Genomic DNA, 23227 nt, shown 5'->3' on the forward strand with positions numbered 1-23227 from the left:
CATGCTTATAGAAGTACCTAAAAAAATAGATCTGCAGACTCATCCCATCTTCAAAAAAATGACTGAGGAATGTGGTTTCGAGCAAATTGATGCCGATTCTTTTGAAGCATTTCTGAAGAAAGACGGTCTTTCTCTGATTCTCTTTGTAGATGATCCAAACCGGATGAAAGAAACTATGGATGCAATCGTCATTGCTCCAGAGTTAGCAAAATCCTGTCAGTTAATCAAAAACAAAGCTGTCGTCTGCCCTCCTCATGCCAGAAAACTTTCAGCCATCTACGGCTTTAAACGCTGGCCGGCTATGGTGTTTGTAAGAGACGGCGCTTATCTCGGAGCGGTCGACGGCTTGCGTCTGTGGTCTCAACTTGTTGCTGAAGTTGATGAAATTATTCAGCGTTCTCCTTCCTTCCCACCCTCAATCGGAATTCCTGTTAAATCATGCTAAACAAATTTACTTCTCGGCCAATCAACATTCCAATTAAAAGCATCGGCCCCGGTTCACAGCCCGATGAAGAAAAGGCAATGACCATCGGCGTTCCAGATACCGTGGAAACATACGTCCGACCTCATGCTCCGGAAATCAGCGATAAGGAAACGGCAACACGCTGCCGTCAATTATTCATTGAGCTTTATCAAGAAATGAAGAATTGGAACCAAAATTCCAATGCTGCCGGTCCCTCTTTTGCGTTAAACCATCTAGATCCGGCTACCTTGAATTTGGTCAACCAAATGTTGGGTGAAGGTGAAGTTTCTATCATCATCAAACTTCCGCAGGATAATTTCGACGAAATCCGCATCCAAGAATCCATCTTCGTCGGTGTTTGGCGTGTCTGCTATTACAAAGACGGCAAACCGATTTCCGACCAGATCGAAGTAAGCGCCATACCTGCATGCGTACCGGAAGCTGCTTATCTGACATCTAAAGAGGGACTTAACCCTACCAAGGAAGATCCTGAGGCCATGAACAGCCCTGCCATCTTGGCGGAACTTAACGCCGCTCTTAAGAGCTGGGAACCCGGCGCACCGGCAAAGACATTTAATTTGAGTCATCTTCCTATGACTCCGGCTGACAATCAAATTATTGACACAGCTCTTGGCATGGGTGCCGTGCATATGATGTCCAGAGGATTCGGAAACTGCCATATTCTTTCCACCGACGTTCGTCATGCATGGAGAATTCAATACTTTAACAACGCCCCTACTCGTTTGATGATTCTCAACACCATTGTCGTCTGCGGCCTCCCCGAAGAAGCGCTGGCCTCTGCGGAAGATCTACAGGACTCGGTCTTACGAATCAAAGAATTGGTCGAATGGGTTACATCTAGCTGGGAACTTTCTCCCGTGGAGTTGTCTTAATGCATGGCTTTGAAGGAACTTATTTAGGAGACGCCTCCAAGCTCAAGGACACTGACTGCTTGGAATGCAAGGTCTGTCACTATGTTTACGATCCTGAAAAAGGAGACATTGATCAGAACATCGAGCCTTCTACACCATTTTCCCAACTTCCTGACTATTGGTGCTGCCCTGTCTGCGGATGCGAAAAAGAACTGTTCATGGTAGTTCCCAAAGATTATGCAGAAAAGTAAGGCCCCTGCTATTTGGAAGCCAAATCCGGCCCCTCGCTTAGAGGCTGGGTTTAAGTACATTCATCAAAACCGAATGAAGGGACTGCCCTTTCTTCACCCGAAAGTTAAAGTCCACGCAGTTGGTTTTAAGAAATGGACTAACTTCTGGCTCGGAGTCATGGTCACGCCTTGGGCCATCAATCTTATTTTATGTGAGGGAGAAGAAGGATATTGGAAATCAGTTCCTGAAGGAAAAAAACTTCATTATCAATTTCCGGCCGGGCTCTATGACTTTATCAGCGTGAAAGATAAAATCCTTGGTGAATACAAAATGTGTTCCCTCCTTTCCCCACTTGAGGAAATTACAGACGATCAAATGGCTGTCGAAGTCGCCTACGCCGCTCTCGATGAAATTATGAAAGATGAGCAACCCGAAGAAGAAGGAACTCCAATGGTTGAATCTAAACGAGAAATCGAAGAAGAGGCCATGGAAAAAGCCGTAGAGAACACTTTATCTAAACCAATTTCTAGAAGATCCTTCTTTAGAAGAAAACAACAGGAGAACGCATGAGCTTTGTCGGAAATCTCAATATTTTTCTCGATACAGACGATAACTGTGTAAGAAATGCAGCCGTGAAAGCTTCTTCTGAAGTTTCTGTAGAAAAGTTATTTATCGGCAAAACCCCGGAGGAAGTCTTTGAACTCATTCCTATTCTTTTTTCTCTATGCCCCGACTCACAGAGTGCTGCAGCCAAACTTGCATTGTATGAAGCTTCGGGACAAGACACCACGGAAATCTTCAAGGACTGCATTTGGCAGAATTACCTGGAAATCATTAACGAAGGAGTACGTTTCTTTTTGCTGCAGCTTGCTCCTGAAGCTTTCCGAAAAAGACACATTCACCGTATTGTCGAGATTCGTGCACAAGTAAGCGAACTTAAAAAAGTTGATCCCCGTGATTCGGAAAAAGTTAAGGAAGAAAAAAGAAAATTAGCAGACTTGGCTCTTCCTCTTTTGCTGGCCGACTTCGGCGAAGATTGGGAGCAAGATCTTCTCAATGGATTCACGGATGAAACTTCTGAAGATATTCCATCAATCTTTGCAGCTCTTAACTCTCACCGTAACTTAGGATGGTGCAGCCTTCCTCTTCTTAAAAAGACTCCTCAAGTGCTTTTAGAAGATGTGAAGGAAAAGAAACTATGGATGTCGAAAGGCCATAAGTTCGATATCAAACACCTAACGGGGGCAGTGGCGCGTCAAAGAAAAGATCCTCTGATTTCTTATCTGCTAGCGCAAGATGGAAACACGGCATACACCCGGCTTTGCGCCAGATTCGTTGAACTCATTACAACTCTGATGGATGACTTCCCTTCCGAGATTTCTGCCTCAGTCTTGAAGTTGGAAGATAAATGCGCGCTGAGCGTTATTCAAAACTCTCGCGGCGTTCTTTTTCACTTTGCAAAATTGGAAGAAAAAGAAGGAAAAAACGTCATTGCTGATTACGGTATCTTGACTCCAACAGAACTGAATGTAACCGACACACATGCTTTTAATGATTCTTTAAAAGATATTTCAGGACAGTCGGAAGATGAATTAAAAAAACTGGTTTATCTGGTGGTTTCTTCCTACGACCCGTGTGTTCAAATCAATATCGAGGTCAATAAAAATGCATGAGATGTCCCTGGCACAGAGCATTGTGGAGATTGTTGAGGGCGTTTCACAACAAAACAACAATCGGGATGTAGCAAAAATTAAATTAATCGTCGGTGAGCTGGCCGGCGTTGAGCTGCAATCCTTGATGCAAAGTCTCACAATCGCTGCTCATGGGACTGTAATGGAAGGAGCAGAAATTGAACTTGAACGCCCGGAAGGAACGGCTTGGTGTATGAAGTGTGCTCAAACCGTTCCGTTCCATCATTTAGGCGATCCTTGTCCTATTTGCGGAGGGTATCAGTTAAAAATTAACGGTGGCAACGAATTTAGGGTCTCAGAGCTTGAACTTAAAACAGAAGATTAGTAACACTTGGAGGTTAATATGTGTATTACATGCGGATGCGGCGGCAAAGGCGCAACAATTGAAGATTTAGATCAATCCGGACAGCATATTCATGCTCATCACCATGGTGATCACGAACATAGCCACGGCCATGAACATCCTCACGATCATGGTCATGAACACCACCACGAACACAGCCATGAACATCATCATGATCATGGCCATGAACATGATCATGCTAATTAATCAGCTAGATTCTTCTAACGAATAGAACTAAAAAATAATTTAATTTCTAAAAAGGTATTTCATGAGCGATGTAGATGATCGTTTAATCAAACTTGAGATGGACGTTCTGGCAGCAAACGATAAAGTCGCTGCAGAAAACAGAAATTATTTTGCCGATCACAATATTCTCGCACTCAACTTAGTTTCAAGCCCGGGAAGCGGCAAAACTACGCTCCTTTGTCAGACAATCGAAGCTTTAAAAAATGAAGTCCCTCTGATGGTAATCGAAGGAGACCAGCAGACTATCAATGATGCGGAAAGAATCAGAGCAACCGGTTGCCGTGCTATTCAAATCAACACGGGAGAAAACTGCCATTTAGATGCGGAAATGATTAAAGACGCCTCAGCAAAATTAATTCCCGAGGACAATTCCATTCTGTTTATCGAAAATGTCGGCAATCTTGTTTGCCCGGCAGCATTCGACCTTGGAGAATTATGCAAGGTAGTCGTTCTTTCCGTCACTGAGGGAGAGGACAAACCTTTGAAGTATCCGTACATGTTTAATGCATCAAAAGTCATGATTTTGACAAAAATCGATCTCCTTCCTTATCTCAATTTTGACGTTGAGAAATGCAAACAGTACGCCAAACAAGTCAATCCGGATATCGAAATCATTGAACTTTCTTCGACTACCGGAGAGGGCATGGAAAAGTGGATTGACTGGTTAAAGAGCCATCGTAAATAATCATATGGATTCAAATCTCTACACCCGAAGAATCCGAGTTCGAGGAACTGTTCAGGGAGTCGGTTTCCGGCCCTTTGTATACGTTATTGCTGTTTCTGAAGGGTTAAAAGGGACGGTTTTAAACGACGGAGAAGGTGTAGAGATTATTCTTCAGGGCACAAAAGAACAACAAGATGTCTTTGACCGACGCTTCAAAAAAGAACTGCCTCCTCTTGCTTCAGTAGATTCTCTAGAGGAAGAAGTCGTTGAGTGTCCGGCGTTTTCTTCTTTCAGAATTATTGAAAGCAAATCCTCGGCAGTAAAAACAACGATTCCTGCCGATGCTGCCGTATGCAAAGACTGTCTGACAGAGCTTGTTGATCCCAGCAACAGAAGGTACCGGTATCCTTTTATTAACTGCACTCACTGCGGTCCTCGATATACGATTACTGCTCATATTCCCTACGATCGACCACAGACCAGTATGAAGGACTTTCCAATGTGTCCTTTGTGCCATGAAGAATATACAAATCCCCTTGACCGTCGTTTTCATGCTCAGCCAAATGCCTGTTGGAACTGTGGGCCTCAACTAGCTTTGAAAGATAAGGACGGCAATCTTATAGAGACCGACGACCCGATTGCAGAAACTTTCAGATTAATAAAAAAAGGCGCAATCGGTGCAATCAAAGGATTGGGAGGTTTTCATCTAGTTTGTGATGCGTTAAATTCCCAAACCGTCGGAGAACTTCGCAAAAGAAAAAACAGACCGAGTAAACCGTTTGCAATCATGACTGCAAACGCTAAGAGTGCGGAAAAATTTCTTGTAATCGACCAAGAAGCCAAAAATCTTCTGGAATCGAGCGCTGCCCCTATTGTTCTTTGTCCAAAGAAGGACGCGGCCGATGAACTGCTTGATGGGATAGCGCCTGATCTTTCTACAATTGGTCTGATGTCCCCTTACACACCCATCCATTGGCTTTTATTTTTTGAGGCAGTTAACCGGCAACCTCACTTTCCACTCGCCTCAGAAGAAGTCCCTCTTTATCTCGTAATGACAAGCGCCAATGCAGGAGGTGAGCCTCTAGTTATTAACAATAAAGAAGCCGAAGAGCAGCTGCAAGGAATTGCAGATTTTTATCTCGAGCACAATAGAAATATTCTCATTCGATGCGATGACTCGGTAATCCGCAGCGATCTTTCGGAACCCACAAAAATCATAAGAAGAGCCCGCGGATACGTTCCAAAGGTCACTAAGCTGCCGAGGAAAGTACCTTCCTGCATCGCTACAGGCTCTTGGCTAAAAAACACCGCTTGTGTTTCAAAAGAAGATAATGCGATTCTTTCTCAGCATATTGGAGATTTGGACAGAGTCTCTAATTGCACGGCTTTATCTAAAGCTATTGAACATTTGATTGAAACGTTTGATATTCACCCGTCTATTATTGCCTGTGATTTTCATCCTGACTTCTTTTCAACTCGATTAGCAGAAGATTTAGCGGATAAATACGGAGCCAAGCTTTTTCCTGTCCAGCATCATCACGCGCATATCGCCTCCGTGATGGCTCAGCATGGTCTGGAAGAACCTGTAATCGGGGTTGCCTTAGACGGGGTTGGATTAGGGACGGATGGTACCAGCTGGGGAGGCGAAATTCTTCGCGTAGATCCGAAGGGGTTTCTGCGTTTAAGCCACTTCAAACCGGTTGCTCTTCCGGGCGGAGATAAATGCGCAAAAGAAGGATGGAGAATTGCCGCTGCGTTTTTAGCACAAAACGGTTACCGCGAAAAGGCTCTGGAATTATTCCCGGACAGGAATGTTCAAATGATTTTTCATCTGATGGATTCAAACTTTCCCGTTCCACAGGCCTCAAGTCTTGGCAGACTTTTTGACATGGCAGCAGCACTTCTTCGGGTTAAGGACTTTTCTACCTACGAAGGCGAAGCCCCTGTTCTACTGGAATACGCTGCCAAAAACAAAAACGGCCGCTTTTTCAGAGAAATGGTCAAACGTGAAAACGGCATTCTGAATATCGATGAATTTCTTCTTCATCTTGCCCAAAGGCAAGACAGAGCAGAAGCTGCTGCAGATTTTCACACGACAATTGCTTCCGTTCTTGCCGAAGAATTAATTGAACAAAGTTCAAAGACAGGCATCACGAAAATCTGTTTTTCCGGAGGTTGCTGCCTCAATAATCTCATGATGAAACAAATCAAAAGTGCATTGAAGCACCAAAAGCTAAAAATTTACGAATCTACCGAGGTCCCTTGCAATGACGGAGGTTTATCTCTCGGTCAGCTGTGGGTCGCCGGTATGGCAAATGTTATAGAGAAGGAATAAAAATGTGTTTAGCCGTTCCCGTACAAATTATTGAAGTGCTTCCCGGTGATGAAGCAATCGCAGAAATCGCCGGTGTTAAGAAAACAATTTCTACGGCTTTGATTGAGAATGTACAAGTCGGTGATTATGTCATTCTGCATGTCGGTTATGCTCTTCAGAAAATCGATCCGGAAGAAGCCCAAAGAACCATTCAACTTTTCAATTCTCAAGTCTCCGCTTAAAGATAGTCTATGAAATACATTAGTGAATATCGCGACTCGGCAATAGCCAAAGAGATCACAAAGAAGATTGCGGAAGAAGTCAGGCCGGATCGTACCTATCGTTTAATGGAATTTTGCGGCGGTCATACTCATGTCTTAAGCCGTTACGGCTTAGAAAATATTCTTCCGAAGAATGTAGAAATGATTCACGGTCCGGGCTGTCCCGTTTGCGTCATGCCAATCGGACGAATTGACTCTGCAATTGAGCTAGCCGTTAAGCATCATGTTATTTTGTGTACTTATGCAGACACCATGCGAGTACCGGCATCCGGCGGAATTTCCATGATGAAGGCGAAAGCTCAAGGTGCAGATATCCGCATGGTCTATTCCGTCAGCGATGCATACAGGATTGCAAAAGAAAACCCGGACAAAGAAGTTGTCTTTTTTGCTATAGGATTCGAAACCACAACGCCGCCTACAGCGGTCGTTCTAAAACAGGCAAAAGCAGAAAATATTAAGAATTTCTCAGTGTTCTGCAACCATGTTTTAACTCCAGCGGCCATGAAGCATATTCTGAACAATCCGAACGGTGTCAAAATTGACGGGATTGTCGGCCCCGCTCATGTCTCCACTATTATCGGATCTGATCCCTACAAGGAGTTGGCTGAGAAATATAAAAAGTCCGTTGTGGTCGCAGGTTTTGAACCATTAGACATGCTTCAAGCGATTCTTATGCTCATTAAGCAAATTAATGACGGAAGAGCGGAAGTTGAAAACGAATTCATTCGCGCGGTCAAACCCGAAGGCAACGTTAAAGCTATCAATCTAATGAAGGAAGTTTTTGATATCAGAGACTCTTTTGAGTGGCGAGGCCTCTCAAGCGTTCCCTATTCCGCTCTAAAGCTAAGTGAAGACTATGCCTTCTTTGATGCAGAAAAACGTTTTGATCTTCCCTACCGCAGAGTCCCGGACAACAAAGCATGCGAATGCGGCGCAATTCTGCGAGGAGAAAAGCATCCGTCAGACTGCCGTGCTTTCGGAACCGTCTGCACACCGGAAACTCCAATCGGAAGCTGCATGGTCTCCAGTGAGGGTGCCTGCGCAGCTTATTACACTTACGGAAGAAGAACAAAGAAATAGCCAGTATCGGTACAAATAAAATGCAAGAAAAAAAGAAACATTATGTCCGTCCGCTGAACATTAAAAACGGAAAAATCGAAATGAACTATGGCGCAGGCGGCAAAGCCAGCGCACAGCTAATCTCCGAACTCTTTGCCAAGTACTTCAATAATGAATATCTCATGCAAGGCGATGACGGGGCATATCTTCCAACCCCTGAGGGTCACATCGTGATGGCGACCGACTCTCATGTCGTTTCTCCCATTTTTTTCTCCGGCGGTGATATCGGTTCATTATCCGTTCATGGAACCGTTAACGATGTTTCCGTGTGCGGTGCGAAACCTCTTTACTTAAGCGCAGGTTTTATTCTCGAAGAAGGTTTCCCTTTAGCCGATCTGGAAAAGATTGTGAAGAGCATGGCCGAAGAGGCCAAGAAAGCCGGAGTCTATATTGTGACCGGTGATACCAAGGTAGTTGAAAAAGGCAAAGGAGACGGCATTTACATCAACACTACGGGCGTTGGCGTTGTACCTAAAGGTATTCACCTTTCCGGAGCAAACTGCAAACCAGGCGACGTTATTGCCGTGTCAGGCGACATTGGAGACCACGGCGTTGCCATTATGAGTCAAAGAGCCAATTTAGGCTTTGAGACCGAAATTCAAAGCGATTCCGCAAGTCTCAATTCCATGACAGAAGCATTAGTCAAAGAGATTCCTTCTTTACGCTGTATGCGTGATCCGACACGAGGAGGTCTTGGTACCACACTTAATGAACTTGCAACTCAATCTAAAGTCGGAATGAAAATTGAAGAGGCTAAGATTCCGGTGAAAGAACAGGTTGCCGCTGCTTGTGAATTCCTCGGTCTCGATCCTTTATTTGTTGCCAATGAAGGAAAGCTTATCGCAATTTGCGGACCCGAAGACGCAAAAAAAATGCTGGAAATTATGCGTGCAAATCCCTTAGGAAAGAATGCTCAGATAATCGGGACTTGCGTAGAGGATGAGAACTGTTTTGTTCAGATGGAAACGCCGTTCGGTGGAACTAGAATGGTGGATTGGTTAAGCGGAGAACAGTTACCAAGAATCTGCTAGTCCACTACTATATAATCGTTCCTATCACGCATATTTAGGAGAAAGTATTTATGAAACAGCCTCATTTGGTGTTGTTGGTAGATGACCATTCTCTGATCACCACAGCAATGAGCGCGTTATTAAAAAGCATGTACCCGGAAGTCCAAATTTATACAGGATCTTCGGCAAGAGATGCGCGTGAGTTAGCAAACAAATTTGGTGATTCCGCAGACTTGATGATTTTAGATTTATGCTTACCTGACTCAAGCGGTACCGGATTACTTGAACAATTATTATCTGAATATCCTGCTCTGAAAATTCTTGTGTTATCAGGGGTAGTCGATCCGGACAGTATTTTGAAGAGCCTATCGGCCGGTGCTGCAGGTTACGTTCCTAAATCCTTGGATGCTACACTCCTTAAACATGCAATTAGCTTTGTGCTTGAAGGCGGTGTTTATATCCCATCCAAAGTTCTCTCTCAACAGCAGTCTGTAGGAATGAATCCTCAGCAGCCGCTTGAAAACCCGAGCTCCTCCGTGCACTTAACTCCAAGGCAATGTCAAGTTCTTAAACTGCTTAGCCAAGGAGATTCAATTAAGACTATCTGCAAAAAAATGGAACTCTCCGAGGGAACCATTAAGACTCATGTCGCAGCTATTTACCGAGCATTTAATGCCAAAAATAGGACTGAGGCCCTCATAGCAGCACGTAAAAACGGCTTCAATGTAGATTAACTCATAAAAAATCCGCCAAATCGGCGGATTTTTTATATTCTACTTTCTTCTTCTAATCTGTTTTCTTCCTTTTCTCTTAGAAGACTTCTTAACTTCTTTGACTGCCGCTGCAGGCGTCTCTGCAGACGGGGCAGCCTCAACTACTTCTTCTTTAACTTCGGCTTTTGGCTCTTCCTTGATTTCTTCTCTCGCCTCCGGTTCAGGAAGTTCCTCTTGGATGAGTTTTTCAGTTTCAGCTTGCTCTTTCTGTTCATCCTCTTTAACCAACTCCTTAAGGCTGTACTGAAGCTGTTCAAGAAAGTCGATTACAGCATACAGCTGTTCATCAAGAGGATGCTTTTTAGAGCGTGATTTAAGAATCAGTTTAAAAATTTTGTCTTCTAACTTAATTCTTTTTTTGATTTCTTTTTTGGAAATATCTTTTTTCTTAGACATAATTCCCTCCGTCACTTGATATTGAGAAAATATTATTGCATTGAGTTATAGGTATTATTGGATTTTACCCGAAGAACAACACGCTTCCTTCGTTCCGGAATAAGAAGTCAGATTACCTCTTGAACTGACTCTTAAACAGCTTTAAGGCTGATAAGGCTCTCCGTTTTTTCTTTTCGACCCGTTATCTGTTAGTTCTTCGAATCCGTTTCCTTCATCCAATGGCTTAAAAGGTTTAGGAGAGTCATTGACTAACCGTTCCGTAAAACCGAATTGATTTGGTTCTTTATCTGAAGGTGCGAACATTAGATAAAGCATTAGCGGAGGAAACATAAAAAACACAATGCACCAATAACCTGAGTGTCCTATGTCATGGAGTCGGCGAATAACCAAGAGAATTGAGGGCACGATGGCAAGGGCAAAATAAATCGAAACGATAATCGGATAATCCGAAACTATTGTATCCAGGCCAAAGCATAAGGCCGCAAAGAGAACAAAGAACAATACATACCAATTAAATTCTGATCTCCCTGCCCTTCCTTTGAAATCAGAAATTTTGCTTATTGCAAATTTGAACCATCTCAGCCCTGTTCTCATAAATCCTCCGTTCCTTCACAATAGCGCAAAGGGAGGCAGAAGCCTCCCTTTTAAAAACGAAGTGGGTATCAAATATTATGGAACCATGTCAGTAATTTCGTCTTTTCTGACTTTCTTGACTAAGTCCTCCCTCTTAACTCCTAAGTAGAGAGCGATAGCCGCAGAAACGAATACTGAAGAGTACACACCCAACAAAATACCAATAGTTAAAGCTAAAGCGAAGTAGTGGAGCGCAGGACCTCCGAAGAAAAACATCGCTAAAGTCACCATCAATGTCGAGGAGTGAGTAATGATCGTTCTGGATATAGTCTGGGTAATAGCCGTATTAACAATTTCTACCGGTGTTCCCTTTCGAATCTTTCTGAAGCATTCTCGGCAGCGGTCGAAAATAATTACGGATTCGTTAACGGAGTAACCAAGAACGGCCAGTACCGCAGCCAGCACCGGCAAGGAGAACTCCCATTGGAATAAAGAGAAGAACCCAAGCACCAAAATCACGTCGTGGAAGTTAGCGATAATGGCTGCCACAGCGAATTTCCATTCAAAACGGAACGCTAAGTAGACCATGATACCGATTATCACAAGCAAGAGTGCTGTTAAGCCGTCAGTTGCCAATTCTTCACCAACCTGAGGACCGACGAATTCAGTTCGTCTCAACTCGGCTTTAGCATCGTGCTGATGAATCACTTCCATAACTTCGGCGCTCATCTGTGCAGAGGTCTTATCCCCTTTCAGAGGAAGACGAATTTGAACGTCCCTGGCTGTACCAAAGTTAACAACCTGAACCTCACCGCCCGTGACTTTTTCCAAATCCGTACGGATTTGCTGAATCGGCGCAGCTTGCGGGTAATTAACTTCCATTACCAAACCGCCCGTAAACTCAATGGAGAAGGCTAAGCCTTTAATGACCAGAAGAGCAACTGCAATAAAAAATGAAATAAACGATATCGCATTCAAAATTTTTGAATACTTCATGAATGGAATCGTTTTATGAATCTTAAACAGCTCCATGATTAGGCTCCCTTTTTAGTTTTTTCTGCATCAGGGATCCAAACCTGACCAATTGAAAGCTTAGTAAGTTTCTTACGGCGACCATAGTAGAGATTAACAATTGCTCTAGATACCATCACGGCAGTAAAGATAGAAGTAAGAATACCTAAACAGTGAACAACCGCAAAGCCTCTGACCGGACCGGAACCAAAGATCAGCAGCGCAACACCGGCAATCAAGCTCGTAATGTTGGAGTCCAAAATGGTATTAAAAGCCATTCCGTAACCTTCGGAGATTGCCTGTTGAGGTGTACGTCCCACTCTCAGTTCTTCGCGAATACGTTCGTTAATAAGCACGTTAGCGTCAACAGCCATACCAAGGGTCAAGGCCATAGCGGCAATACCCGGCAACGTTAGAGTTGCTTGGAGCATAGACAAGATGGCAACCAGCAAGAATAAGTTGCAGGTCAAAGCTATTGCGGAAATTACACCAAACAAATGGTAGTAAATAATCATGAAGACGGAAACGGCGATGAAACCCCATAAAGTAGATTTAAAGCCAGCTTTAATATTTTCTTCACCAAGGCTCGGACCAACCAGTCTTTCTTCAATGATTTCCATCGGAGCAGCCAAAGAACCGGCTCTTAACAACAAAGCAGTATCCGTTGCCTCAACAGTGGTCATTCTTCCGGAGATTTGGACGCGTCCGCCTCCGATTTCCTGACGAATAACCGGAGCGGTGACGACCTCACCTTTACCTTTTTCGAAAAGGATGATAGCCATTCTCTTACCGACATTTTCACGAGTAACGTCTTTGAACTTTCTTGCGCCCTTATTGTCTAAGGTCAAGTTAACCGTCGGTTCTTGAGTCTGGCTGTCGAATCCCGGCTGAGCGTCATTTAAGTTTTCACCGGTGAGGATGACTTCACGCTTGACGAGAATTTCTCTGCCTTCTCGATCTTTGTATTTTTCAGTACCGAAAGGAACTGTTCCTTGGGCTAGAGAGTTCATTGCCTCCGGACTATCGTCGACCATACGCACTTCCAAAGTAGCTGTACGACCAAGAATGTCTTTAGCCTTTGCTGTATCCTGAACGCCCGGGAGCTGAACGACAATACGGTCTGCACCCTGCTGAGCAATTACAGGCTCTGCCACGCCAAGTTCATTAATTCTGTTATGAAGAGTAGCAACGTTCTGCTTCAAGGCATATTCCTGAACGTCAGACATTGCCTTTTGAGACATTGTTCCTCGAATGATGTAACGATTACCGCTTCCCGGCAGTTCTTCGTACTGCATATCGGACGCATGGTCTCTCAGTACATCGTAAGCAGCTCTTTGTTCTGCTTCACTTCTGAAGAGGATTTCGATGTTATTTCCGCTGCGTGTAATACCGGCGTGTCTAATCTTCTTTTCTCTTAAGAATGTTCTTACATCGCCGACTGCAGCTTCAATTCTCTTTGAAACGGCTGCTTCCATATCGACAGCCAAAAGGAAGTGAACACCGCCGCGAAGGTCAAGGCCTAAGTACATCGGCAAAGCATTAATACTTAAGAGCCACTGCGGAGTGTTTGGAACAAGGTTAAGAGCAACAATGTATGTTGGATCTTTTGGATCGGGGTTAAGAGCTTTGTCAATAACTTCTTTGGAACGGAGCTGAAGCTCGCCTTCAGTCGGCGCAAATCTAACTCTGATGGAGTTTTGCTGAGCACCTTGTTCGAAGAACACACCGTTAGGAGAAATTTGAGCCGCTTTTAACGCGTCTTCAACAGTCTTGAGAGTATTTTCCGTTACTTTTGCAGTTGCCTTGCCTGGGCTTACCTGAACGGCAGGCGATTCACCATAAAAGTTCGGCAAGGTGTAAACCAAACCGACAATAAGGATCACCGCAATCAGAACATACTTCCAAATAGGATATCGATTCATGGTTGGGAGGGATTAGACCACTAAAAATAAATACAACAAAAGCCCTCATTCGAGGGCTGAGTGAGCAGCTTTTAGAACTTGACTGTTCCCTTAGGAAGAACTGCTTGAACAGCTAAACGCTGGAAAGTGATAGTCACAGGTTTGTCGTCGACGGAAGCGATCTGAAGAACAAGATAGTTTTCATCGGCTTCAACGATCTTACCCATGATGCCGCCGGCTGTAACAACTTCATTACCAATGGTCAAAGCATCAATCATCTTCTTATGTTCTTTTTGTCTCTTTTGCTGAGGACGGATGAGCAAGAACCAGAAAACAACAAAAATCAAAAGCATTACGCCGAAAGAGGACATCATGCTTTCAAGGCCACCAGGCTGAGCTCCGGCTGCTTGGGCATATGCATCACTAATAAAAAACAATTTAAATCTCCATCACCGACTGGTGCATTAATAATTAACTTGGGAATTATAAAGGAGTTGAGTTAATTAGAAATTATTCAATTCCTCTCTTTCTATCCTCTGCGAATTTTTCGCACCATTCGTCAAACGTATCGTTATCCAATGCGTCTCTGATTTCCTGCATAAGATTGAGATAGAAATGAAGGTTATGAATCGTATTGAGACGTGCCCCCAAAATTTCATTGACCTTCTGCAAATGATGCAAATATGCCCGTGAGAAATTTCTGCAGCAATAGCAGTCGCAAGTTTCATCCAAAGGTCTCAAATCATTCTTATAGCGGGCATTTCTTAGCTTAATATCACCGTAGCGAGTGAAAAGCCAACCGTTACGAGCGTTACGTGTAGGCATAACGCAGTCAAACATGTCAATTCCTCTCTTGACGCCCTCTACCAAATCTTCGGGTGTTCCGACCCCCATCAGATAATGCGGCTTATCTGCAGGCATTCTTTCGCTCATATGGTCAAGAATGCGCATCATATCTTCCTTAGGTTCTCCGACAGAAAGACCGCCAATAGCGTAACCGTCAAAACCAATCTTCATCAGGCCTTCAAGAGATTCATCTCTGAGTTTCTCAAACATTCCGCCCTGAACGATGCCGAAAAGTGCATTAGGGTTCTGAAGTTTTACGAAAGCATTCTTGGAGCGCTCGGCCCACCTCAAAGAAAGTCTCATAGAGTCCGCAGCTTCTTTTTCAGTTGCGGGTCTGCCGTCGATTTCATATGGCGTACACTCATCAAAAATCATTGCGATATCTGAATTGAGGACCTTTTGAATCTCCATCGAGACTTCCGGAGTTAAGAAAAGTCTTTCACCGTTAATCGGAGAAGCAAACTTAACGCCTTCTTCGGTAATTTTTCTCAATTTGCCAAGAGAAAAGACTTGAAATCCGCCTGAGTCAGTAAGAATCGGCTTTTCCCAACCCATGAACTTATGAAGGCCACCGTGCTGTTCGATGACCTCCAGACCGGGACGCAGCCACAGATGGAAGGTATTACCTAAAATAATTTGGGAGCCGATCTCATTTAATTCAAGAGGAGACATAGCCTTGACGGTACCGTAAGTGCCTACAGGCATGAACACCGGAGTTTGGACCACCCCGTGGTTCAAATGCATCTCGCCTCTTCGGGCTTTTCCATGAGTTTTATGTAAATGAAAAGTCAAACTCATACAGTTTCCTTTTTCTCCAAGAAACAAGCGTCTCCGTAACTGAAGAATCTGTATTTTTCTTCTACGGCATGCTTGTAAGCTTTAAAAATTTCATCTTTTCCGGATAATGCGCTGACCAACATCACGAGGGTTGATTTGGGCAAGTGGAAGTTCGTGACCATAGCTCCGCATACTTTGAATTTATACCCGGGCTTAATAAAGAGGCGCGTCTCGTGTATTCCAGCTTTGACTTGGTTGTCTTCTTCAAGTGCAGCAGCTGATTCAACAGCGCGCAAACTTGTTGTGCCGACGCAAACCACTCTTCTTCCTTCCTTAAGTGCTTTGTTTATGGCATCTGCTGTTTTTTGATCAATGTGATACCACTCGGAATGCATTTTATGTTCAGATAATTTTTCTGAACGAACGGGCTGAAAGGTTCCGGCCCCTACGTGTAAGGTCACAAAGACTTCTTCACATCCTAAAGCCTTGATGTCTTTAAGCAGTTCATCCGTAAAGTGAAGTCCTGCGGTAGGCGCAGCAACCGCTCCCGGCTCTTTTGCATAGACCGTCTGGTATCTGGATTCGTCCGATTTAGAAGCTGCATGCGTGATATAAGGAGGCAGCGGCACCTTTCCGAATTTTTCTAAAACATCGAGAACAGGCTCGGTAAATTTCAGGAGAAAGAATTCCCCTTGACGGCCCGTGACCTCTGCTTCTGCCCTTCCTTCCACTCCATCTTTGACAAAAAAGAGTTTCGTGCCGGGTTTCGGAGACTTGCTTGAACGAAGCATTGTTAGAACTTCATATTCTCCGAGGATTCTTTCGAGCATCGCTTCGACCGCACCTCCGGATTCTTTATTGCCGTTAAGACGAGCCTTAATAACTTTAGTGTTGTTAAACACGAGAAGATCGTCTTTTCTCAGCAACTTTAAGATATCTCTGAAAGTTAAGTCTTCTATCTTTCCGTCTTTGGAAACATGAAGAAGTCGAGATGCCGTGCGGTCTGCGAGCGGGAATTGCGCAATGAGCTCTTCGGGAAGCTCAAAGTCAAAGTCTGATAAATATTGTTCTGTTTCCATGGCTTTACCGGCCACTCCATAAAATAAAAAATAAAGGTCCTTTATAGACCGTGCAATTCTAGAACAAAAATGGATGAGTCCAACTGTTTTTACAGTTACAACTTATTGAATTTTCGTATTTCTTCAGTTTCAAAAACCGACATCTTAAAGGCCGGTTTTTGGCTCAAATCAAAGCTGGTGAGGCGTTCCCGGAGGATTCCCTACATAGGTTACCTCGAGAATATCGAGTTTCTTGACTCCTTTAGGAGTAGGCAGTAAAACAGTATCTCCTTCTGATTTTTTCAAGAAAACTCGAGCAATCGGAGAAATCCAAGACACATCTCCCACAGTCGCATCGGCCTCGTCAATTCCAACGATTCTAATTTTTGATTCGTTGCCGTCTTCATCGCTAAACAGCACCGTGGCGCCAAAAAATACTTGATCTGTCGGCGGCCGCGTAGCCGGATCGACAACTTCGCTGTTTTCCAAACGTTTATTCAAAAACCGAATTCTTCGATCGATTTCACGAAGTCTCTTCTTGCCATAAAGGTAGTCTCCGTTCTCACTTCTATCTCCGTTGGAAGCTGCCCAAGAAACCACCTGAACAACCTCCGGTCGCTCGACTTTAACTAACCTTTGTCTCTCATCAAGCAAACGATGATAGCAAGCCGGCGTCATGTAGTTCTTCGAACCTTTGATTTCCGGAATTTTTATTTCTTCCTCGTCATCATCTTCGTCAGTTAGGAATTCTTCTGCCATTTCTTTCATCACGAATAAAAGAAGGCCGCCTTAGCAGCCTCCTGAATCTAAGTTAAGACAATTTTACTTGTTCGGCTGATCTTTTTTATCATCGTCAGCCAGCTCTTCAATTGCTGACTTCGGTGCATCAGAAGCCTCAGGCTTTTTCTCCTCTCCGGCTCCAGAAGCCGCAGGAGTTTCAGAAACAGTCTCAGAAGAAGCTTCAGATACGGGCTCTTTGATTTCGGTTGCTTCAGCATCAATAACATCGTCATCCTTCTTAGCAGCTTTTTTGTGAAGCTGTTTAGGGGGTCTCGGATCTCTTCCGTCCATAATGTCGTCAATCTGTGCAGCGTCAATAGTTTCCCATTCCAAAAGGGCTTTGGCCATTTTGTGCATCTTATCTTGGTTTTCTTCGATAAGCTTTCTGGCAATCGCATACTGTTCATCGATGATGCGGCGAACTTCAGCATCAACCTTGCGCATTGTTTCTTCAGAAACATGCTTAGTCTGAGTAACGGAGCGTCCCAAGAAAACTTCGTTTTCGTTTTCTGCGTAAACCATTGGTCCCAAAGCATCGCTCATGCCGTATCTCATAACCATATCGCGAGCCATCTGAGTCGCTCTTTCGAAGTCATTAGAGGCACCTGTAGTCATTTGATGCATAAAGACCTCTTCAGCAATACGGCCGCCGAAAAGAATGGCAATACGAGTAAGCAAATACTGCTTATCGTAAGAGTAATGGTCTTCTGCCGGAAGCTGCATGGTCAAACCAAGAGCTCTTCCGCGCGGAATAATCGTAACTTTATGAACAGGGTCGCTCTTCGGCATTAAACGGGCAACCAAAGCGTGTCCGCTTTCATGGTAAGCCGTATTTTTGCGCTCTTCCTCGTTCATGGCCATGCCTTTTCTTTCGGCACCCATCATGATTTTATCTTTGGCGCGTTCGAAGTCTTCCATGGCAACGACTTTACCGTTTCTGCGTGCGGCGAACAAGGCAGCTTCGTTAACAAGGTTAGCCAAGTCAGCGCCGGAGAACCCGGGGGTTCCACGGGCAAGAATTTCTTCGTCCACATCAGCACCGACAGGAATTTTTCTCATGTGAACTTTCAAAATCTGCTCACGGCCACGGATATCAGGAAGCGGAACTACAACTTGTCTGTCGAAACGGCCCGGACGCAATAAAGCCGGATCCAAAACGTCAGGACGGTTGGTTGCAGCAATGACGATAACACCCGAACCGGTATCGAAGCCGTCCATTTCCACAAGCATCTGGTTAAGTGTCTGTTCTCTTTCATCGTTGCCGCCGCCTAAACCGGCACCTCTCTGACGGCCGACCGCATCAATTTCATCAATGAAGATGATGCAGGGAGAATTCTTCTTGGCATTTTCAAACATATCGCGGACACGAGCGGCACCCACACCGACGAACATTTCCACGAAATCAGAGCCGGAAATCGTAAAGAACGGAACCTTTGCTTCACCGGCGATAGCTTTTGCCAATAACGTTTTACCTGTACCGGGAGAGCCAACCAAAAGAACACCGCGGGGAATTCTTCCACCGAGCCTTTGATACTTGGTCGGGTCTTTTAGGAAGTCTACAAGCTCCGTAACCTCCTCTTTTGCCTCATCGCAGCCGGCGACATCAGCAAAGGTAATATTATTGTTGGTGCTGTCGAGCATTCGAGCCTTGGACTTACCAAAGCTGAAGGCACCGCCTTTTCCGCCGCCTTGCATCTGACGCATGAAGAAAATCCACACGCCGATCAAGAGAAGCATTGGGAACCAAGAAATAAAGAGAGTCGCTAAGAAGCTCTGTTCCTCATCCGGCTGTCCGTAAACCTGGACTCCTGCCTTCCTGAGATCTTCGACCATCCAGAGATCTCCCGGAGCCGTAATCTTATAAGAGGCTCCCTCCACGGGGGTTACTGTAAGAGTTCTTCCTTGGACGTCGACACGTTTAATCTTGCCGTCTTTAGCTTCATCCATAAATTGGGTGTAGCTTGTAGTCTGCTCAGAGGACGCAAGGCGTTTTGCGCCGTCAAACTGCTTGAAGACGGTAAACAACACAAAAGCGATGACAATCCAGATAGCTGCCTTCGCAAATAAATTTTTATTATTCAAAGTTTCACCTCAAACAATGAAGCTTGCTTGCTTCGATTTAATGAAGATATTCAATCGTTACATCAAAAACTAACAAAAGATTATGACAATAACATTATCGAAAAATTCTATCTATCAACACAAAGCAAGAAATATCCCACTTGTAATTATGTTGTGGTTGTCCGAGGCTTTTTCAAGATCCAGCCTCGAATTAGGAGATGAATTTTTGCAAACTACTTATAGTTAATCTTCGCCTGTTTTATCAAATCCGAGTTTTCAACTTTTGAAAGGTTCGCTCCTGATAATAGCGCAGAGAAGTTGGCCGGCAACGGGATGCAGACTTCTGTGTCACCTTCTCTTACTTTAATTTCAATCGGAGTAGTTCTCAAAGAAGACGGATGAACGGAAAGTTCTTCAATCAGTGCTTTTAACTCGCTCATTTTTCCCTTTTTATCTAGAACCAGCTGCAGCTTCGCTCCGTGAGATGCTCTGATTTCACTAATCGGACGCATGGATTTCAGATTCCAAGAGAAAACATTAGATTGATCGTTGTAGACGACCGTTCCTTCGACCATATACACTTCATCGACTGAAACCTCTTTCTTGCAGAACTCATAGAGTTCCTGCGAAGTTCTCATTTCGTAACGATGCAATCCGTCATCGATATTTAATTTACAGAAGTGGTTGCCGGTTTTACTGACACCGAAATTGATGCTGGAAACTACTCCGAAGCCTTTAAAGTTACTGAACTTGGTTTGAGTATCCAGAGGACATTCTTTAATGGTCAGACCGCCGAAATGGTCTTTGATTTCTTCCCGGCAAGCATCCATCGGAGAGCCGGTAAAGAAGAAACCGATGATGCTCTTTTCTTTCTTCATTCTCTCGAGCGTGTCCCAGGGCTTGTACTGAACCAACTCGGTGCTCATCTCAGAGCTTTCTTCCCCGAACAAACCCATCTGATCGGCATTTTCTTCATTTTCTTGAGCCGACCGATAAATCTGCGGAACGTTTTCCAGCCACATTCTGCGGTTCGGATCGATTGAATCGAACGCTCCAATCGTACTCAGAACTTCCAAAACCTTTCGAGACATAACTTTAGTTCCCAATCGGCTGACCAGATCTTCCATGTCTTTGAAAGGACCGTTCTTGGTTCTCTCTTCCACAATCGCATTGGCCGGACCCTCTCCCATGCCTTTCAATGCGCCCATTCCAAAACGAATAGTCTTGGAATCAGGAGCGGTAAAGTAAAACTCGCTTGCGTTAATATCGACCGGCAGAACCTTTATGCCATGACGTTGGGCATCTGCTATGTAATCAAATAACTTCGTGGAGTTCAACATGACTTCACAAAGGTTAGCGGCAATAAATTCTGCCGGGTAATAGCATTTAAGCCACGCGGTTTGGTAAGCCACGTAAGAGTAAGCAGCAGCGTGAGACTTGTTGAAACCGTATTCCGCGAACTTCCTCATCTTATTGAAGAGCTCTTCGGCTACCTCTTCTTTTACCCCGTTCTTGACAGCTCCTTCCAAGAAAATCTTAGACTGCCGTTCCATTTCCGCAGCGTCTTTCTTACCCATGGCACGGCGAAGAATATCAGCACCGCCAAGTGAATAGCCGGCGATAATCTGCGCGACCTGCATCACCTGTTCCTGATAAATCATGATTCCGACCGTTTCTTCCAAAACAGGAATCAGTCGATCATCTGCATACTCCGGCTTCTTCTCGCCGCCTTTTCTGAGCTCAATAAAGTCATCTGCCAAAGCCATCGGACCCGGGCGATAAAGAGCATTCAGAGCGATAAGGTCAGAAAGCTTAGTCGGAACGGAACGGACCATAATGTCGCGCATGCCCGGTGATTCAAACTGGAATACCATCGCGGTATCCGCAGGTTTAAAGATTTTGTCGTAAACCTTCTTATCCGTTGGCTGCAAATGTTCGATATCAGGACGTTTGCCCGTATTTTTTTCGATGTAATCCAATGCTCTTGCCACGATGGTAAGAGTGGTTAAACCAAGGAAGTCAAACTTAACCAGACCGACTTCTTCCACTCCCTTTTTGTCATACATACTGATGACGTTTTCCGGAAGCATATCAGCGGCATAAAGAGGACAAAAGTCGGTGAGTTTTCCCGGAGCAATCAGCACGCCACCGGCATGAATACCGATATTTCGGCACAAGCCTTCGAGCTTAATAGCAGAAGCCACTAAAGGTTTTAGCTCGGGAGAGTTGCTGATAATGGCTTTGAATTCGGGTTCACTTTCAATGGCCTGTTCCAAAGAAACTTGCTGTCCGGGATTAGAAGGAATATGACGTGTCAGCAAGTCGCATTGGTTATAGGGAAAGTCAAGAACACGGCCGACATCCTTGATAACGCCCTTTGCTGCCATGGTACCGAATGTCGCAATCTGGCTTACCGCATCAGAACCGTATTTCTGTTTGACATATTCAATTACTCGGCCACGGTTATTCTGGCAAAAGTCCACGTCAAAGTCAGGCATGGAGACGCGTTCAGGATTCAAGAATCGCTCAAACAGCAAACTGAATTCGAGAGGATCCAAGTCCGTAATTTCCAAGCAAAAAGCAACCAGAGAGCCGGCTCCTGATCCGCGGCCCGGACCGACCGGACAGCCGTGACTTTTAGCCCAACGGATGAAGTCCTGAACGATAAGGAAGTAACCGGAAAAACCCATCTTTTGAATAACGCCGATTTCTCTTTCTAAGCGCTCAACATATCTTGGTCTTTCAGCGTCTCTCTTAGCCTCATCCGGATAGAGAATCTTCAAGCGCATTTCCAGGCCTTCTCTGGAAAGCTGCGCCATATAGTCGTCTAAAGAAATCCCGTCAGGCGTTTCGAACAACGGAAGCTGAGGCTTACCGAGTTTCATCATGAAATTGCAGCGTTTGGCTATTTCAACGGTATTTTCAATCGCACTGGGGATGTCTTTAAAGAGCTCCAGCATTTCTTCTTTGGTCTTGAAATACTGTTCTTCCGTATATTCTTTTACTCGATTAGGATTAGCCAGCGTTGTCCCCTGAGCAATGCAACAGCGGATCTCGTGATCAAGATATCCGTCTGCTTCTTGGAACTGAATAGGATGCGTGGCGACCACGGGAAGCTTTAGCTTATTTGCCAGTTTAATCGTCTCGGTGACTAACTCCTCATCAAACTTGCGCCCTGCTCTTTGAAGTTCAAGATAAAGCCGGTCTTTGAAAATAGAGTGAAGTTTTTCCGCTTCTTCTTCTGCCGAGAAATTTTTATTGTTCAGTAAAGAACGTCCGATTGCGCCTTCATGAAATCCGGAAATAGCAATAAGCCCTTCGCAGTTTTCTTCCGTCAGCCATTCTTCTTCAATCAGCCCTTTTTCATCAACCTGATTTTCTAACCAAGCTTTTGTCAGCAAGTCACAAAGGGTGTGATAACCGTGTGCATTTGCACAAAGCAAAAGAAGTTTGGACGGATGATGAGCGTCCGATGGGTTCCTTATCCATGCATCTACACCGATAATTGGTTTTAAACCTTGCCCCAGACAAGCCTTATAAAAGGTAACGCCGCCGAAAATTGATCCTGCATCCGTACATGCTAAAGCTTTCATTCCTGCGGCCGTCGCTTTATGTACCACCTGTTTCAGGCGAATGGTACTGTCGCGAAAGGAATACTCCGAATGCATGCGCAGATGAACGAAATCTTGGCTCATAAAACAAAAATCCAATGAAGATGGAGAATGAAGAAAAGAGTAGCTTTTTCTTAGGAAAAGGAGTTTAGCAAAATCGATCCGACAAGGTAAACGACTCAGCGATAAGCAAAAAGCCGGCGTCA

The 23227-nt window shown here is 44.5% G+C and carries 23 protein-coding genes; 13 read left to right on the top strand and 10 right to left on the bottom strand.

Translation table 11 applies throughout. The features are described 5' to 3' along the window. The first annotated feature begins 1 nt into the window (after window position 1). From ACYQ4O_RS07670 to ACYQ4O_RS07730, 13 genes are all read left to right on the top strand, one after another. Window positions 2-445 (top strand): thioredoxin domain-containing protein, encoded by a 444-nt coding sequence (locus ACYQ4O_RS07670; RefSeq protein WP_308513352.1) that lies wholly within the window; start codon window positions 2-4, stop codon window positions 443-445. After that, a complete protein-coding gene (locus tag ACYQ4O_RS07675; protein WP_308513351.1) occupies window positions 439-1356 on the top strand; it encodes a hydrogenase expression/formation protein in 918 nt (305 codons plus the stop codon). Before ACYQ4O_RS07670 ends, ACYQ4O_RS07675 begins: the two co-directional genes overlap by 7 nt. Then, a complete protein-coding gene (locus ACYQ4O_RS07680; RefSeq protein ID WP_066593379.1) occupies window positions 1356-1586 on the top strand; it encodes a rubredoxin in 231 nt (76 codons plus the stop codon). The genes ACYQ4O_RS07675 and ACYQ4O_RS07680 overlap by 1 nt, the downstream gene beginning before the upstream one ends. Next, window positions 1573-2136, top strand: coding sequence for a [NiFe]-hydrogenase assembly chaperone HybE (hybE, locus tag ACYQ4O_RS07685; RefSeq protein WP_460175244.1), 564 nt, complete (start codon window positions 1573-1575; stop codon window positions 2134-2136). The genes ACYQ4O_RS07680 and hybE overlap by 14 nt, the downstream gene beginning before the upstream one ends. After that, window positions 2133-3239: a hypothetical protein gene (locus ACYQ4O_RS07690; RefSeq protein ID WP_460175245.1), complete on the top strand. Its 1107-nt coding sequence runs from the start codon at window positions 2133-2135 to the stop codon at window positions 3237-3239. Before hybE ends, ACYQ4O_RS07690 begins: the two co-directional genes overlap by 4 nt. After that, window positions 3232-3582 carry a hydrogenase maturation nickel metallochaperone HypA gene (hypA, locus tag ACYQ4O_RS07695; protein WP_308513348.1) on the top strand — a complete coding sequence of 117 codons (351 nt, stop codon included), beginning with the start codon at window positions 3232-3234 and terminating at the stop codon, window positions 3580-3582. Before ACYQ4O_RS07690 ends, hypA begins: the two co-directional genes overlap by 8 nt. An 18-nt stretch (window positions 3583-3600) precedes the next feature. Continuing rightward, complete coding sequence (locus ACYQ4O_RS07700; RefSeq protein WP_308513347.1) at window positions 3601-3807, top strand: hypothetical protein; 207 nt, start codon at window positions 3601-3603, stop codon at window positions 3805-3807. Window positions 3808-3868: 61 nt separating this feature from the next. Continuing rightward, a complete protein-coding gene (hypB, locus tag ACYQ4O_RS07705; RefSeq protein WP_308513346.1) occupies window positions 3869-4531 on the top strand; it encodes a hydrogenase nickel incorporation protein HypB in 663 nt (220 codons plus the stop codon). Between the two features lie 4 nt (window positions 4532-4535). Then, window positions 4536-6845, top strand: a complete 2310-nt coding sequence (gene hypF / locus ACYQ4O_RS07710; protein ID WP_460175246.1) for a carbamoyltransferase HypF — start codon at window positions 4536-4538, stop codon at window positions 6843-6845. A 2-nt stretch (window positions 6846-6847) separates the two neighbouring features. After that, window positions 6848-7066 carry a HypC/HybG/HupF family hydrogenase formation chaperone gene (locus ACYQ4O_RS07715; RefSeq protein ID WP_308513344.1) on the top strand — a complete coding sequence of 73 codons (219 nt, stop codon included), beginning with the start codon at window positions 6848-6850 and terminating at the stop codon, window positions 7064-7066. Window positions 7067-7075: 9 nt separating this feature from the next. Next, window positions 7076-8185 (top strand): hydrogenase formation protein HypD, encoded by a 1110-nt coding sequence (hypD, locus tag ACYQ4O_RS07720; protein ID WP_460175247.1) that lies wholly within the window; start codon window positions 7076-7078, stop codon window positions 8183-8185. 20 nt (window positions 8186-8205) lie between these two features. After that, window positions 8206-9255 (top strand): hydrogenase expression/formation protein HypE, encoded by a 1050-nt coding sequence (hypE, locus tag ACYQ4O_RS07725; protein WP_308513341.1) that lies wholly within the window; start codon window positions 8206-8208, stop codon window positions 9253-9255. A 50-nt stretch (window positions 9256-9305) separates the two neighbouring features. After that, window positions 9306-9968 carry a response regulator gene (locus ACYQ4O_RS07730; RefSeq protein ID WP_217983895.1) on the top strand — a complete coding sequence of 221 codons (663 nt, stop codon included), beginning with the start codon at window positions 9306-9308 and terminating at the stop codon, window positions 9966-9968. Between the two features lie 39 nt (window positions 9969-10007). On the opposite strand, the gene ACYQ4O_RS07735 is transcribed toward ACYQ4O_RS07730, so the two are convergent. The 10 genes from ACYQ4O_RS07735 to dnaE form a co-directional block, all read right to left on the bottom strand. Further along, the gene (locus ACYQ4O_RS07735) at window positions 10008-10403 is read right to left on the bottom strand and encodes a hypothetical protein (protein WP_308513340.1); all 396 of its coding nucleotides are present in this window, start codon (window positions 10401-10403) and stop codon (window positions 10008-10010) included. A gap of 141 nt (window positions 10404-10544) precedes the next feature. Continuing rightward, entirely contained in the window at window positions 10545-10997 is a 453-nt protein-coding gene (locus ACYQ4O_RS07740; RefSeq protein WP_460175248.1) for a DUF805 domain-containing protein, read from the bottom strand. 75 nt (window positions 10998-11072) lie between these two features. Continuing rightward, window positions 11073-12008, bottom strand: coding sequence for a protein translocase subunit SecF (gene secF, locus ACYQ4O_RS07745; protein ID WP_308513338.1), 936 nt, complete (start codon window positions 12006-12008; stop codon window positions 11073-11075). 2 nt (window positions 12009-12010) lie between these two features. After that, on the bottom strand, window positions 12011-13909 hold the full coding sequence (gene secD, locus ACYQ4O_RS07750; RefSeq protein ID WP_308513337.1) for a protein translocase subunit SecD: 1899 nt from the start codon (window positions 13907-13909) through the stop codon (window positions 12011-12013). Window positions 13910-13980: 71 nt separating this feature from the next. Beyond that, entirely contained in the window at window positions 13981-14325 is a 345-nt protein-coding gene (yajC, locus tag ACYQ4O_RS07755; RefSeq protein WP_066593416.1) for a preprotein translocase subunit YajC, read from the bottom strand. 73 nt (window positions 14326-14398) lie between these two features. Then, entirely contained in the window at window positions 14399-15532 is a 1134-nt protein-coding gene (gene tgt / locus ACYQ4O_RS07760) for a tRNA guanosine(34) transglycosylase Tgt (RefSeq protein ID WP_066593418.1), read from the bottom strand. After that, the gene (gene queA, locus ACYQ4O_RS07765; protein WP_282195731.1) at window positions 15529-16590 is read right to left on the bottom strand and encodes a tRNA preQ1(34) S-adenosylmethionine ribosyltransferase-isomerase QueA; all 1062 of its coding nucleotides are present in this window, start codon (window positions 16588-16590) and stop codon (window positions 15529-15531) included. Before queA ends, tgt begins: the two co-directional genes overlap by 4 nt. A gap of 168 nt (window positions 16591-16758) precedes the next feature. Then, window positions 16759-17328: a transcription elongation factor GreB gene (gene greB / locus ACYQ4O_RS07770; RefSeq protein ID WP_308513336.1), complete on the bottom strand. Its 570-nt coding sequence runs from the start codon at window positions 17326-17328 to the stop codon at window positions 16759-16761. 63 nt (window positions 17329-17391) lie between these two features. Continuing rightward, window positions 17392-19431 (bottom strand): ATP-dependent zinc metalloprotease FtsH, encoded by a 2040-nt coding sequence (gene ftsH / locus ACYQ4O_RS07775; protein ID WP_308513335.1) that lies wholly within the window; start codon window positions 19429-19431, stop codon window positions 17392-17394. A gap of 212 nt (window positions 19432-19643) precedes the next feature. Continuing rightward, entirely contained in the window at window positions 19644-23105 is a 3462-nt protein-coding gene (gene dnaE / locus ACYQ4O_RS07780; RefSeq protein WP_460175249.1) for a DNA polymerase III subunit alpha, read from the bottom strand. Window positions 23106-23227: the final 122 nt, after the last annotated feature.

The sequence above is a fragment of the Turicimonas sp. TL08 genome, assembly GCF_054660695.1.